The 12,741-nt window shown below is 62.3% G+C and carries 13 protein-coding genes; 3 read left to right on the top strand and 10 right to left on the bottom strand.

Translation table 11 applies throughout. From position 1 onward, the window contains the following. The first annotated feature begins 249 nt into the window (after positions 1 to 249). Complete coding sequence (locus tag ATY29_RS18240; RefSeq protein WP_097532943.1) at positions 250 to 783, top strand: NUDIX hydrolase; 534 nt, start codon at positions 250 to 252, stop codon at positions 781 to 783. Positions 784 to 821: 38 nt separating this feature from the next. Here the strand turns inward: ATY29_RS18240 and ATY29_RS18235 are convergent, their stop codons facing one another. The 10 genes from ATY29_RS18235 to ATY29_RS18190 all read right to left on the bottom strand — a co-directional run bounded on the left by ATY29_RS18235 (position 822) and on the right by ATY29_RS18190 (position 10,422). Further along, on the bottom strand, positions 822 to 1,733 hold the full coding sequence (locus tag ATY29_RS18235) for an ABC transporter permease (RefSeq protein WP_097532942.1): 912 nt from the start codon (positions 1,731 to 1,733) through the stop codon (positions 822 to 824). Then, on the bottom strand, positions 1,730 to 2,830 hold the full coding sequence (locus ATY29_RS18230) for an ABC transporter permease (RefSeq protein WP_003572328.1): 1,101 nt from the start codon (positions 2,828 to 2,830) through the stop codon (positions 1,730 to 1,732). Before ATY29_RS18230 ends, ATY29_RS18235 begins: the two co-directional genes overlap by 4 nt. Next, positions 2,827 to 4,350, bottom strand: a complete 1,524-nt coding sequence (locus ATY29_RS18225) for an ABC transporter ATP-binding protein (RefSeq protein WP_097532941.1) — start codon at positions 4,348 to 4,350, stop codon at positions 2,827 to 2,829. The genes ATY29_RS18230 and ATY29_RS18225 overlap by 4 nt, the downstream gene beginning before the upstream one ends. Before the next feature lie 3 nt (positions 4,351 to 4,353). Then, positions 4,354 to 5,451, bottom strand: a complete 1,098-nt coding sequence (locus ATY29_RS18220) for a BMP family ABC transporter substrate-binding protein (protein ID WP_003572332.1) — start codon at positions 5,449 to 5,451, stop codon at positions 4,354 to 4,356. Positions 5,452 to 5,475: 24 nt separating this feature from the next. Beyond that, on the bottom strand, positions 5,476 to 6,855 hold the full coding sequence (locus ATY29_RS18215; RefSeq protein WP_097532940.1) for an amidohydrolase: 1,380 nt from the start codon (positions 6,853 to 6,855) through the stop codon (positions 5,476 to 5,478). A 1-nt stretch (position 6,856) separates the two neighbouring features. Beyond that, positions 6,857 to 7,516, bottom strand: coding sequence for a glutathione S-transferase family protein (locus ATY29_RS18210; protein WP_003572337.1), 660 nt, complete (start codon positions 7,514 to 7,516; stop codon positions 6,857 to 6,859). Beyond that, complete coding sequence (locus ATY29_RS18205; protein ID WP_003572339.1) at positions 7,513 to 8,358, bottom strand: aromatic ring-hydroxylating oxygenase subunit alpha; 846 nt, start codon at positions 8,356 to 8,358, stop codon at positions 7,513 to 7,515. The genes ATY29_RS18210 and ATY29_RS18205 overlap by 4 nt, the downstream gene beginning before the upstream one ends. Continuing rightward, positions 8,355 to 9,005, bottom strand: a complete 651-nt coding sequence (locus tag ATY29_RS18200) for a Rieske 2Fe-2S domain-containing protein (protein ID WP_097532939.1) — start codon at positions 9,003 to 9,005, stop codon at positions 8,355 to 8,357. The genes ATY29_RS18205 and ATY29_RS18200 overlap by 4 nt, the downstream gene beginning before the upstream one ends. 108 nt (positions 9,006 to 9,113) lie before the next feature. Next, a complete protein-coding gene (locus tag ATY29_RS18195) occupies positions 9,114 to 9,410 on the bottom strand; it encodes an acylphosphatase (RefSeq protein ID WP_097532938.1) in 297 nt (98 codons plus the stop codon). A gap of 136 nt (positions 9,411 to 9,546) precedes the next feature. After that, a complete protein-coding gene (locus tag ATY29_RS18190; protein WP_003572345.1) occupies positions 9,547 to 10,422 on the bottom strand; it encodes a GNAT family N-acetyltransferase in 876 nt (291 codons plus the stop codon). A gap of 239 nt (positions 10,423 to 10,661) precedes the next feature. Between ATY29_RS18190 and argE the strand changes: the two genes are divergently transcribed. Together argE and ATY29_RS18180 are read left to right on the top strand one after the other, a co-directional pair. Then, positions 10,662 to 11,789: an acetylornithine deacetylase gene (gene argE / locus ATY29_RS18185; RefSeq protein WP_097532937.1), complete on the top strand. Its 1,128-nt coding sequence runs from the start codon at positions 10,662 to 10,664 to the stop codon at positions 11,787 to 11,789. Positions 11,790 to 11,805: 16 nt separating this feature from the next. Next, positions 11,806 to 12,729 (top strand): 2-hydroxyacid dehydrogenase, encoded by a 924-nt coding sequence (locus ATY29_RS18180; protein ID WP_097532936.1) that lies wholly within the window; start codon positions 11,806 to 11,808, stop codon positions 12,727 to 12,729. The last annotated feature ends 12 nt before the right edge of the window (positions 12,730 to 12,741 follow it).

Raw genomic sequence — 12,741 nt, 5'->3', positions numbered from 1 at the left:
GAAGAGTGCAACTGTTCCGGGCGACATGCCTAAAACAAAAGGGATCAAAGCGCGGCGCATGAATCACGTTTGATCCGACGCGCTTTGGAATCCGGGCCGGAGCGTTAAACTTGATCGAAGAGCGACTGTCGAGGGCTTAGCCTGCTCACCACGCCTGGGAACCTTTCCTCATGCGGCCGATTGTCATAAATCTGTCATAAAGACGCCCAGGCAATTGAAGCGGCAAACAAATTCGGTAATTCATTCGTTATGACACCGAGCAGAAAAAGCAGGAAGCCTCGACCGGACAAGTCCCAGCCACTGCTACGGCAGCTCGCTGCTGTTCCTGAAATGCTGTTCGCCGGTGCATTCCGTCAACAGTACGGCGCTGTCTGCTTCCGCCACGGCAATGCCGGATCCGCGATCGAGATCCTGGTGATCACATCGCGCGACAGTGGACGCTGGGTCATTCCGAAGGGGTGGCCGATGAAAGGGAAAAAGCCTTTCGAAGCAGCAGCGATCGAGGCCTGGGAGGAGGCCGGTGTGCGCGGGACCGTGAAGAAAAAACCGGTCGGTCGCTATACCTATCTGAAAGAACTCGACAATGGCGACGTGGGCCCCTGTATTGTCGACATGTTTCAGATTGAAGTCACTGATATCAGCAGCGATTTCAAGGAGCGGGACCAGCGCATTCTCGAATGGGTCAGCCCCGACGAAGCGGCACGCCGCGTTCGCGAGATCGAACTCAAATCGCTTCTCGTCCAATTTGAACCGCAGGGACGCAAGAAGCGTGTTCGCGGCTGACCACGGGCTTCTTCGCCGCGTCGCAGCGCCGCGCGTCCTTATCGCTCGAATGGTTCGCCGAGCGAGGCGACGCCGTTCAGTTTCAGCAGGCGGCGATCGGCGGAGATGATGCCGAGCACGATGATGGCGACGAGATAGGGCAGGCTCGACAGCAGCTGCGAGGGAACGTCGAGCCCGGTTGCCTGGGCGGCAAGGCCGACCAGCGAGACCGCCCCGAAAAGGCAGGCGCCGAGGAAGATGCGGCCGGTGAGCCAAGTTCCGAAGACGACGAGAGCGATGGCGATCCAGCCGCGCCCCGCGATCATTCCATCGGCCCAGAGCGGTGTGTAGACCACCGCCGCGTAGGCGCCGGCGAAACCGGCCATCGCGCCGCCGAAGGCGATGGCAAGGACGCGGACCGATATCACCGAATAGCCGATGGCATGGGCGGCCTTTGGGTTCTCACCGACGGCACGGACGATGAGACCGAGCTTGGTATAGGCAAACATCGCCCAGAGAGCGAGGGTGGCGGCGAGCGAAATCCACACGACGACATCCTGGACGAACAGGCCGCCGATAACAGGCAATTCCGAAAGCCAGGGAAGGGCGAGTTTCGGCAGTCCTTTGACCGTCAGGCTTTCGTAGGTCTTGCCGAAAAGGGCGGAGAGGCCCTGGCCGAAAATGCCGATGGCAAGGCCTGCCGCCACCTGATTTGCCCGGAACCCGAGCGTGACGAAGGCAAAGAGCAGGGACAGGGCTGCACTGCCCAGCCCCGCGACGACAAAGCCGAGAAGATGTCCGCCGCCGTGGTAGACGACGATGAAGGCAAGCACGGCGCCGAGGGCCATCAATCCCTCGACCCCGAGGTTGAGGACGCCGGCGCGCTCTGCCACCAGTTCGCCGAGCGCTGCGAGAAGAAAGGGTGTCGCCGCCGCAAGCATGCCGGCCAGAATGAACTCGATGGCGTTCATGAATGGCTCCGATGGGCGGTGCGGGGCCATTCGAGACGGTAGCGCACGAAGGCGATGGCAACGAGATAGGCAAGCAGCAGGCTGCCCTGGAAAACCCGAACGGCGGCGATCGGCAGGTTGGCCGAGACCATGGCATTGTCGCCGCCGATATAGATGACCGCCATAACAAGCGCCGAGACAATGATGCCGAGCGGGTGCAGGCCGCCGAGATAGGCGACGATGATCGCCGCATAGCCGTAGCCGCTCGAAATCGAACGCTGCAGCTGGCCGAGCGGACCGGCGACTTCGGCTGCCCCTGCAAGACCGGCGGCAAAGCCGCCGATCAGCAGCGACAGCCAGATTGCCCAACCCTCCCTGAAGCCGGCATAACCGGCAGCCCGCGGCGCCAGACCGCCGACCTGCAGCTTGTAGCCGATGAAGCTCTTCTGCATGAAGATCCAGGCCGCGAAGGACAAGACAAGCGTGATGAGGAACGAGACGTTGAGGCGGGTGCCGGAAATCAGGGTCGGGATCATCGCATCATATTGGAACATCACCGACTGCGGGAAGTTGAAGCCGTTCGGATCCTTCCAGGGGCCGAGCAGCAGATAGTTCAGCAGTTGCACCGCAACGAGGCTCAGCATCAGCGAAACGAGGATCTCGTTGGCATTGAGACGCACGCGCCAGAAGGCGGTGAACGAAGCCCAGAAGGCGCCGCCGAGCGCGCCGAGCAGCAGCATCGCCGGCCAGATCCACTGGCCCGTCGCCTGCGGAAACCAGACGGGAATGGCAGAGGCGAAGATCGCGCCGAGAATGAACTGGCCTTCAGCGCCGATATTGAAGACCTTGGCGCGGAAGCCGATCGCCAGTCCCTGAGCGATGAGGAGAAGCGGGCCGGTCTTCAAAAGCACTTCCGAAAATGACGCCCAGGAGAGGAAGGGCTCGAAAAGCAGCGCATAGACCACCGCGACGGGGTCGCGGCCCATCAAAATGTAAAGGCCAAGGTTGAGAACGATCGCCCCCCCGAGTGCGATAACCGGCGCAAGGAAGGCCGCGGCAAGCGAGGCGCGCTCCCGGCGCACGAGCGTGGGGAGGAAAGCAGGAGACCAGGCACTCATGAATGGACTTTCTCGGGCGAGGTTTGTGCTCCGATCATATATCGGCCGATCTGCTCGGGTTTCGTGTCCCGGGTGGCGAGCGGCGGGCTGAGCCTGCCGTGGTACATCACGTGGATGGAATCGCAGAGTTCGAACAGCTCTTCGAGCTCCTCGGAAATGACGAGGATCGCCATGCCCTGGTTGCGCAATGCGATCAGGCGGCTGCGGATGGCGGATGCGGCGCCGATATCGACACCCCAGGTCGGCTGCGCCACGAAGAGCAATTTCGGCGACAGCATGATTTCGCGACCGACAATGAACTTCTGCAGATTGCCGCCGGACAAAGTGCCGGCTTCCGCATCCGGGCCGGGCGTGCGGACATCGTATTGGTGGATGCAATCGCTGGTGAAGGCCACCGCCCGCGTCCTGTCGATGAGACCACTCCGCAAAAGCTTGAGCGGATGGGCCGTCAGCAGGCTGTTGAGGACGAGCGACATTTCGGGGACGGCGCCGCGTCCGAGCCGGTCTTCCGGCACGAAGGCAAATCCGAGCCTCCGCCGCGCGGCGGCATCGAGCCTGCCGACATCCGTTCCCAGCATATAGATCCGGTCGCGCTGTTCGCGCCCCAGCACCGTCTCGCCTGAAATCAACGCGGCAAGCTCGCTCTGGCCGTTGCCCGAAATGCCGGCAATGCCGAGAATTTCGCCGGCACGCACTTCGAGGCTGATGCCGGAGAGCGGCACCGCAAAGGGATCGTCGGGCCGGTAATCCAGCCCGATGACCTCCAGCCGCTTTTCCCCACCCGACCGCGGCAGCGCCGGGATGGGCGTTGGCATATCGCGGCCGATCATCATGCCGGCAAGGTCATGGGCATCATGTTCACGGGGGTCGACGTGCCCGGTCACGCGTCCGCCGCGCAGGATCGTCGCCCGGTCGCAGATCGCCCGGATTTCCTCGAGCTTGTGGGAAATCAGCAGGATGGAAACGCCGCCGTCGCGCAGACGACGCAGCGTGTCGAACAGCTTCTCCACCAGCTGCGGCGGCAGGACGGAAGTGGGTTCGTCAAGGATCAGCAGCTTCGGATTGGCCATCAGGCTTCGGATGATCTCCACCCGTTGCCGTTCACCGACAGACAGCGAATGCACATGGGCAAGCGGATCGACTTCGAGGCCGAATTCCCGGCCGAGTGTGCGGATGCGTTCTTTAAGGTCGGCCTTCCCACCCGGCACGACCAGCCGAATATTCTCCAGGACGGTCAGGGTCTCGAACAGCGAAAAGTGCTGGAAGACCATGCCGATGCCGTTGCGCCTCGCTTCCGCGGGGTAGGCGAGGCGCAGGGGTTTTCCTTGCCAAATGACGTCCCCGTCATCCGGTTGCTCGACGCCGTAGATCAGCTTCATCAGCGTCGATTTTCCCGCACCGTTTTCGCCGAGGATCGCATGGATCGATTGCGGAGCCACGTCCAGATCGATCGCCTGATTGGCGTGGATCTGGCCGTAGCTTTTCGAAATGCCGCGCAGCGACAGGAGGGGAGCGGTCATGCGTTATTTCGGCAGCGGCGTCGACACGCCCTTGACGTGCCAATTCATGGCGATGATCTCGGGGTCGGCCATGGTGGCGCCCGATGCGACACCTTCACTGCCGTCGGCTTTGGCGATCGGCCCGGTGAAGGGCGAGAAGCTGCCATCGGCGATCTTTGCCTCGATCGCCTTGATCTTGGCCATCACGTCGGCCGGAATATCGGCGCTCCAGTCGACCACCTCGACGACCTTGTCGGCGACGCCGAGGAACGCATTGGCCCCCTTGAACGTACCGGCGAGATGGGCATCGACCGAAGCCTTGAAGAACGGCGACCAATCGGTCGAGACGCAGCCGAGATAGGTTTTCGGCGCATATTTCTTCATCGACGAATTGAGGTTGAAGGCGTAGACGCCGGCTTCTTCGCAAGCCGAGATGACGGATGGCGTGTCCTGGGCGTTGGAGAAGATCACGTCGCATTTCTGCGCGATCAGTGCCTTGGCCGCCTCCTGCTCCTTGGCCGGGTCGAACCAGGAATTGACCCAGACGACCGAGACTTCGATATCCGGCTTCACTGCCTGGGCGCCGAGCGTGAAGGCATTGATGGAGGTGATGAGCTCAGGGATCGCAAAGGCCGAGACGGAGCCGAGCTTGCCCGTCTTGCTGAGCGCTGCTGCTGCCATGCCGAGCAGATAGGTGCCCTGGAAATATTTGGCGGCGAACGGCGAGAAGTTCGGAGCCACCTGGAAACCGGAGGCATGCAGAACCGTGACGCTCGGATCGCGGCGGGCGATCTGCAGCGCACCGTTCTGATAGCCGAAGGAGCCGGCGATCAGGAACTTGTTTCCATCGGCAACGGTCTTGGTCATGATGCGATCGGCATCCGGGCCTTCCGCGATATTCTCAAGCACGGTGACCTTCACCTTGTCACCGTAAGCGGCCTTGATCGGCTCGAGACCGGCGGCCAGCGCGTGCCCCCAGCCGACGTCGCCAATCGGCGAGGGGACGACGAGCGTGATGCCGAGCGGCGCGTCAGCGGAAAAAGCCATGCGGCTGCCGAGCACGCCGGCAAGGCCGGTGGCGGCAGCGGCCGTCATCAGGTTTCTGCGGGTCAGTCTTGTCATGTTCTCAGTTCCCTCTTTGGTTTTCTAAAATTCCACGGCGGATAGCGCCGCCTCGGCGTCGGCAGCCAGCTTGGCTTCGTCAAGCCCGGGAAACTCGCCCTTCTGCCAGACGATGCGGCCATTGATCATGGTCAAATCTGTCGCCATGCTGATGCCGACACGGGCAATCAGGCTCAGCGGATCGTGCCGCGTGCCGACATAATCCATGCGTCGGGTGTCGATCGCAAACAGGTCGGCGGCCATACCGGGGGCGAGCCGGCCGATATCGCGCCGGCCGAGCAGGCTGGCGCCGCCGGTCGTGCCATAACCGAGGAAATCGGCCGGCGGCGGCACGGGATGGGCGCGGCTGGAGGAGACGAGGCACTGCAGCATGTAGGCGGAGTGCAGGCAGTGCATCAGGTTGGAATTGTCGTTGGAGGCAGCGCCGTCGCAGCCGAGGCCGATGCGCAGGCCGAAAGCCGCCATGGCGGGAATGTCGGTAACCTCGGCGCCGACCAGATAGACCGGTTCCGGGCAATGCGCGACACCAGTGCCGCTGGCAGCCATCGTCCTCAATTCGTCGTGGGTCAGTTCCCAGCAATGGGCATAGAAGGCGTCGGGTCCGGCAAAACCGAGTTCTTCGAGATAGTCGACGGTGCGCATGCCATGCCGCGCTTGAATGACCGGGCTTTCGCCCTCACCGACATGCGTGTGCATCATGACGCCGCGATCGCGCGTCAGTGCCACCGATTCCACGAAGGTCTCACGATAGCAATTGACCGGCTGGCAGGGCGCGACCACGACCTGGCGCATGCTGAAGGGGCCAGTATCGTGATAGATGTCGATCAGCCGGGCGCAGTCGGCGATGAATTCGTCGGTCGTTTCCAGCATCTCGTCGGGAATGGTCGAGCCCTCCGACTTCGGCAGGGTATTGCCGCCGCGGCCGGCGTGGAAACGCATGCCGAGCAGTTCGGCCGCCTCGAACTGCCGGTCGATCAGCCGCTTTCCGGCATGCCGGGGGAAATTATACTGATGGTCGAAAGCCGTGGTGCAGCCATGCTTGATCATCTCGGCCATCGCCGTGACCGAGGAGTGGTAAAAACATGCCTCGTTGAGCTGCGAAAAGATCGGGTAGATGCGATCGAGCCACTCGATGACCGAAAGCTTCGTCCAGTCGAGATCGGCGCGGTTGCGCACGAAGCATTGGAAAAAATGATGATGGGTGTTGACGAGGCCGGGATAGACGAACCAGCCGGCAGCATCCTGAACAGTCGTGCCGGCAGGCAGCGCGTCCGCGGCCAGATTTTCGCCGATGGCCACGATCGCCGGCCCGTTGGTCAGGAGGTCGACATTGCGACGGGCGACCGGCCCCTTGCCCTCATCGACGATCACAGCCGCGCAGTTCTTCAGAAGATAGCCGGCCATGTCACGCCTCGCCCGGTGCGATATGGGGTTCGGGCTTCAACTCGTGCAGCCGGTGGATACCCGGCATCTCGATGAAGTTGTCGAGGGCGCGCAACGCCCTGGACCAGAGCCGGATGGCCGGATAAGGATCCAACGTTACGCCGCCATCGGGCGCCAGCGCTACATAGGGAAAACAGGCGATGTCGGCGACCGTCGGCCGGTCGGCGGCGAGGAAGCGCTTGCCGTGAAGACCCTGCTCGACAAGCCCGGCCTCGAGCTCGCGAAGTGCTGTAATGCCCTGGGCCTGCAGCGCAGCGATATCCCCGGGCCGCAGCAGCATTTCATGCAGCCGCGCGCTGCCGAGGCTTGCCGTCAGCCGGCCGGAGAAGGACAGCCATTGCTGCACCTGGGCCGCTTCCCGGGCCGCACCGTTGCCCAGCCATACGGGTGCGGCCTTGGCGGCAAGATAGACGAGAATGGCCGAGGATTCGCTCAGGATCAGATCGCCATCCTCCAGGATCGGAATGGATCCCGCCGGATTGAGCGCCAGGAGTTCCGGGCCGCGATGCTCGGCGCCGGGATGGAAATCCACCGGGCGCAGTTCAAGCTTCACGCCGGTCAGCGCCGCCATCAGGCGCACCTTGTAGCAGCTCGGAGAGAGGATGTAGTCGTAGAGCTTCATTGCGCCACCAGCTGTGCGCCGTAAGTATAATTGTGCCGCTTCAGCCAGCGCCGGTAGGCGATCGACGTCAGATCGGCCCGTGTGGGGATTTCCATGCCGGGGTCGAGCGGCAGGAGCCGCGGGATCTGGTTTTCGAGGATCGAACGGTCCTGCAGGAAGATCGTCTGCTGAAAGTGGATAAGATCTGTCATCGCGGTCTCGTCGTCGAAAAGCGCCATCCATGGCCAGACGTCGCAGAGGTCCTCGGCCAGCGGCTGCACGAAGAGCGTGATGACATCCCATTCGCTCGGGCGCGGCGGACAGGTCTTGTAAAGCACGGAGCAGGTCGGTGCCGGCACGCGGTACATATATTCGGTGGTGATGCCCCCGCTTGCCGATTTGGCGGCCTGCGGCTGGTAGAATTTCACCTGCGTTGCCCAGACCTCGTCTTCTTCCTCGCGGATCTCGACCTTGTAGTTCTGGACCTCGGTATGCGGCTCGGCGCCGAGAATATCGGTGTGGACGAAGGGGAAATGGGCGATATCGAGGAAATTCTCGACGGCGCGCAGCGGCGAGCAGCGCACCCGCACCACGCCGACGTCGACGAAGCGGCGGCCGGGCTGGTCGGCCTCGGGAATCGGGAAAAGCTCCTTCTTCGGCTCGCCCAGCGAGGACCAGACATGGCCGTAGCGGACGCGCACCGGCAGCGCTCGACCATCTCTGCCCGTCACCCTCGCATTGCCGTCGGCATCGCATGCTACGTCGATCGGCTCACCCATCAGCGCCGTCTTGCGACCGGCGCGGTCAAGCTGGCTGAAAAGCCCGACCGGATACCATTCGTCGATCATCGCCTGCATGCTCACCGCGCGACCTCCTTTTTCTGAAGTCCCTCAGCCCGGCGGCGCAGGCTTTCGGCGGCCCGCGACGCGCCGATGGCTCCGGCTGGGCCGAGATCGCCCTTCAGCAGCACATGGATCAGCGTCTGTCCGTCTTGGGGGGATAGTAGCAGAGAGATGGTCCCGGTGGATGCATCGATCTCGACGATACCGTCAGGGCTCGCCTTCGCGCCGGCCGCCGCCTCGATCGCCGCAATGTTGGCGAACGCCGTCAGGGAACGCAAGGGAACAAGACCGTCAAGCCTCGGCGGCTTCGACGCCGGCGTGCCCATGGCCACCCAGATCACGCTGCCCGTTTCCTCGACATCATAGGTGGCAACGCGGATGGTTTCCGGTGGCGCTAGCCCCGGATGGGCGGGGATACGCAGGCAATGCCCGGCCTGGTCATAGCTCCAGCCGTGATAGATGCAGGAAAGCGCCTCGCCGCGCACGAAGCCGTGAGACAGCCGCATGCCGCGATGCGGACAGCGGTCCGCCGATGCCGATATGCGCCCCGAAGCGCTTCGCCAAAGGGCAATCGAACCAGATGCCGTCCGCGCCGGCATCGCGGTTCCGGCCGGCAAATCCCGGGAGAGGGCGACTGGCGTCCAAAAGCCGGTCGTATCGGATGGCATGACGAGACTTCCTGAACATGGCTGTTTTGCCGAGCTCGCTCCCCCTGGGGCATCGCGCTCAACGGCTCACGTTTGCATAATTATTTCGCATTGGCAACGTTGATTAAATTATATGCACACACCAAAAGATTGTGGCTGGCGCTGGGCTGTTTCGCGGGTAATCGCCGTGCGTTCTATGCTCTCGACCCATACGTCGATTGGCCCCAGAGAGCAGCCCACCTCCATCATGTCGATCAAATCCTCCGGTCCTGAAACCTCAACCTCGATCCGCATCGAACTCGTATGAGATATGTGGTGCGAGAGCCCGAGCTTGGCGGCATGGCGCCGGATCCAGGGGACAAAGGAGGCAGCGTTGAGATCGCCGACAATCGTCATCCTCTGCTGAAGGCTCGTAACCTGTCCCATGCTTCGCCCTTGCTTTCCCTCACCATAGCGCCTGGACGCAGTTGCGGCAGGGTCATCGTCGAAGCGAGGATAGGGCGTTTGCGTTTTCTTTGCAAAAACTCTGCGGTATCGCCCGGCAGTTCCGTTCCACGGCTGCCTAGCTTAAGGCATGGCCGGCCAGACCATACACCGCCGGCTCGCCGCTCTTCCCATTCAGGAAATGGCGCCCCCTGGACATGGTGGTAACGGTTTCCGAGACGGCAAGGCGGCTTTGCTGAAGGAACTCGGCGAACAGACCCTTCTCCCGCGTGTCGACGCGCGCGAAACGGCCTGCCAAATCCTTGAGATGCACGGCTGCGAGGTGGATCGCGTCCTGATCATTACTTGCTACGATCGGACCGATCACATGGCCGCGTCCGAACTCGCGGCACATGGAATAGCCGACGATTTCGGCGCCCCTCCGGAGCGTGCAGATGGCAGCACCTTCCGCAAGCAAGGCGAGCAATTTGCCGCGATCGGTGCCGAAGGCGCGGGTATCGAGAGCCTTGATCTCCTCGACATTGTCGTTTGACAATTCGCTCAGCTGCCCATTCAGCTCCGGCAGGGGAGGGAGCTTAGGCGTTACATCTCCCTGGTATTGATAGACAATCGCTTCCTTGGTGAAGCCAAGAGAAACATAGAGCCTATAAGCCGCATGAGTTGAATTCAGACTCAGATTGCGGTCGCCGCACTGCTCGAACACTTGCTCCATGAGCCATCGGCCGGTCCCTTGCGCCTGCGTGCGTGGCGACGTGATCACCAGCCCGATCGTGGCGAAATCCTCTCCATGCGGAAACCACATCGCGCTTCCGAATACACGTCCGATCCCATCGACGGCGACGATGCCCGGGCCCGCGCGCCGCAGGAAATCCCAGTCCTTGGGCCGGTGCGGCCAGCCGACACCGATCGACAGCGCGTGAAGCAGGCTGACGTCGACACTGTTGATATCCTGTGCGATCAATTCGAACGATTTCAGCCGCACTGATTTTTGCATATTCGGGTATCCGCTCCATTCGCCAGATCACCAGACTGCACTGGAGGTAGACAGCGTCTTTGATCCGCGCCGATTGCAACCAAGTCACAATATCGCACACCAAGGCCAGCAGGATTGGCCTGTTCGCCGCAACAATTCGAAATCTTCAGCTGAACCAAGGCCCCACTCAGCAGGCAAATCTCCTGCCTTTGCTTAGGCTAGTTAGCATCTGGACCCCTCAAAAGGCAACTTGGTCACCCATGAACGTCACCGATATTCTCGCGAAGCTGGTCGCGTTCCCCTCCGTTGTTGGAACGCCGAACGGCGCGATTGCCGACTGGATAGGCGACTATTGCCGAAAGGCGGGAGCCGACGTGACAGTCCATCCTGGCCCGGAAGGTGACCGATACAACCTTTTTGCGACTGTCGGACCGCGCGAAGGCCGAGGTTACATTCTGTCCGGGCACATGGATGTCGTGCCGGCCGGCGAACCGGAATGGAGTTCGGATCCATTCGTTCTGCGCGCGGCGGGAGACAGGCTTTATGGACGCGGCGCCAGCGATATGAAAGGTTTTCTCGCCTGCGCCTTGGCCGCACTGCCAAAACTTGCCGCCATGAAGCTCCGGCGGCCAATTCACCTTGCCTTCTCCTATGACGAGGAGGCAGGCAGCCGTGGCGTCCCGCATCTCATTGCCGAGCTGCCGAAGCTGTGCAATGCCCCGCTGGGGGCGATCATCGGCGAACCGAGCCGAATGCAGGCGGTGCGCGGGCATAAGGGCAAGGCAGCCGTCCGGCTGGAGGTGATCGGCCGGTCAGGTCATTCCTCGCGCCCCGACCTGGGGCTGAACGCCATTCATGCCATGGCCAAACTGATCACGGAGGTCGCGGAATACGGCCAGTCCCTGACGAGCGGCCCATTCCACCATGATTACGCGCCTCCCTATTCGTCACTGCAGGTTGGGGTCATTGCCGGCGGCCAGTCGGTCAACATCATTCCGGATCGCTGCACCTGCGATGTCGAGGTCCGCGCGGTGCCTGATATTTCGCCGTCATCGCTGCTCGAGCCGGTAAAAACCAGACTCGCTGCACTCAGAGATCAGGGATTCCAGGTGGGCTGGCATGAGCTGAGCGCCTATCCCGGACTTGCGCTCCCCGAAGGCAGCAATTTCGCGGCGCTGCTGACGGAATTGACCGGGCGGGAGCCGCTTGCCGCTGTGAGTTACGGCACAGAGGCAGGCCTATACCAGCAGGCCGGCATCGATTCCATCATCTGCGGGCCCGGGGATATCGCCCGTGCGCACCGGCCCGACGAATATATCGAGGTCGGCGAGCTTGCAGCATGCCAGACGATGATCGCCAAACTCGGCAACCATCTTGCCGAAGGCTGAAGGATAAGCGATTTCCATGGCGTTTCTCTTCAACTCCGATGCCGCCCGCGGTGCGATTTTCCGGGAGATTTTTGCGCGCGAGCTTCCGGATCTGCAGTTCGTCGGGCCGGGCCAACCGGTGGATCCGGACAAGGTACGCTATCTCCTGACCTGGACGGTCCCCGCTGACATCTCGCGCTACCGCAATCTGGAAGTGCTGTTTTCCATCGGCGCCGGCATCGATCAATTCAAACAGGACAGCGTGCCGGAGCCTGTAGCGGTCGTCCGCATGGTCGAGGATGGTATTATCCGGATGATGCAGGAATATGTCACGCTTGGCATCCTGACGCTCCACCGGGAGATGCTGGCTTATCGGGAGCTGCAGAAACAGTGTGCCTGGCAACCGCTGGCCGTACCGCAGGCCGCCCGGCGCAGAATAGGCTTCCTGGGTCTCGGCATCCTGGCGCAGGCGGCGATCGAGCGTTTGAAGCCATTCCAGTTTCCTCTCGCAGGATGGAGCCGAAGCAAAAAGCAAATTGACGGCGTCACCTGTCATCATGGCACGGATGGGCTTGCCGCTTTTCTGGCAGAGACCGACATTCTCGTCTGCCTGCTGCCGCTTACCGATGAGACGCGCGGCATACTCAATGCCGACCTCTTCTCCCAATTGCCGGCCGGCGCACGACTGTTGCATGTCGGTCGCGGGGCCCATCTCGACCAGACGGCACTGATCGAGGCGCTCGACCATGGCCGTCTCGCCGCGGCCATGCTCGACGTCACCGATCCCGAGCCGCTGCCGGCAGAACATCCGCTCTGGCAACATCCAAAAGTGGCGATCACGCCGCACATCGCCTCCGTCACGCAGCCGGAAACGGCAGCGCACTCGGTCATTGAAAATATTCGGCGCCACCGCGCCGGCAAAAACCTGATCGGCCTGGTCGATCGGACACGCGGTTATTAAACGAGGAAAATG

Source organism: Rhizobium hidalgonense (assembly GCF_002914525.1).
In the GTDB taxonomy this organism is placed as follows: domain Bacteria; phylum Pseudomonadota; class Alphaproteobacteria; order Rhizobiales; family Rhizobiaceae; genus Rhizobium; species Rhizobium hidalgonense.
Note: the sequence above shows the minus strand (reverse complement) of the source record. Positions and strands in the feature narration are given on the sequence as shown.

What these genes read in the sequence shown, in the direction of transcription:
- ATY29_RS18240 (WP_097532943.1), top strand. Translation starts at nt 250, where the DNA reads ATGACACCGAGCAGAAAAAGCAGGAAGCCTCGACCGGACAAGTCCCAG.
- ATY29_RS18235 (WP_097532942.1), bottom strand. Translation starts at nt 1,733, where the DNA reads ATGAACGCCATCGAGTTCATTCTGGCCGGCATGCTTGCGGCGGCGACA.
- ATY29_RS18230 (WP_003572328.1), bottom strand. Translation starts at nt 2,830, where the DNA reads ATGAGTGCCTGGTCTCCTGCTTTCCTCCCCACGCTCGTGCGCCGGGAG.
- ATY29_RS18225 (WP_097532941.1), bottom strand. Translation starts at nt 4,350, where the DNA reads ATGACCGCTCCCCTCCTGTCGCTGCGCGGCATTTCGAAAAGCTACGGC.
- ATY29_RS18220 (WP_003572332.1), bottom strand. Translation starts at nt 5,451, where the DNA reads ATGACAAGACTGACCCGCAGAAACCTGATGACGGCCGCTGCCGCCACC.
- ATY29_RS18215 (WP_097532940.1), bottom strand. Translation starts at nt 6,855, where the DNA reads ATGGCCGGCTATCTTCTGAAGAACTGCGCGGCTGTGATCGTCGATGAG.
- ATY29_RS18210 (WP_003572337.1), bottom strand. Translation starts at nt 7,516, where the DNA reads ATGAAGCTCTACGACTACATCCTCTCTCCGAGCTGCTACAAGGTGCGC.
- ATY29_RS18200 (WP_097532939.1), bottom strand. Translation starts at nt 9,005, where the DNA reads ATGCCATCCGATACGACCGGCTTTTGGACGCCAGTCGCCCTCTCCCGG.
- ATY29_RS18195 (WP_097532938.1), bottom strand. Translation starts at nt 9,410, where the DNA reads ATGGGACAGGTTACGAGCCTTCAGCAGAGGATGACGATTGTCGGCGAT.
- ATY29_RS18190 (WP_003572345.1), bottom strand. Translation starts at nt 10,422, where the DNA reads ATGCAAAAATCAGTGCGGCTGAAATCGTTCGAATTGATCGCACAGGAT.
- argE (WP_097532937.1), top strand. Translation starts at nt 10,662, where the DNA reads ATGAACGTCACCGATATTCTCGCGAAGCTGGTCGCGTTCCCCTCCGTT.
- ATY29_RS18180 (WP_097532936.1), top strand. Translation starts at nt 11,806, where the DNA reads ATGGCGTTTCTCTTCAACTCCGATGCCGCCCGCGGTGCGATTTTCCGG.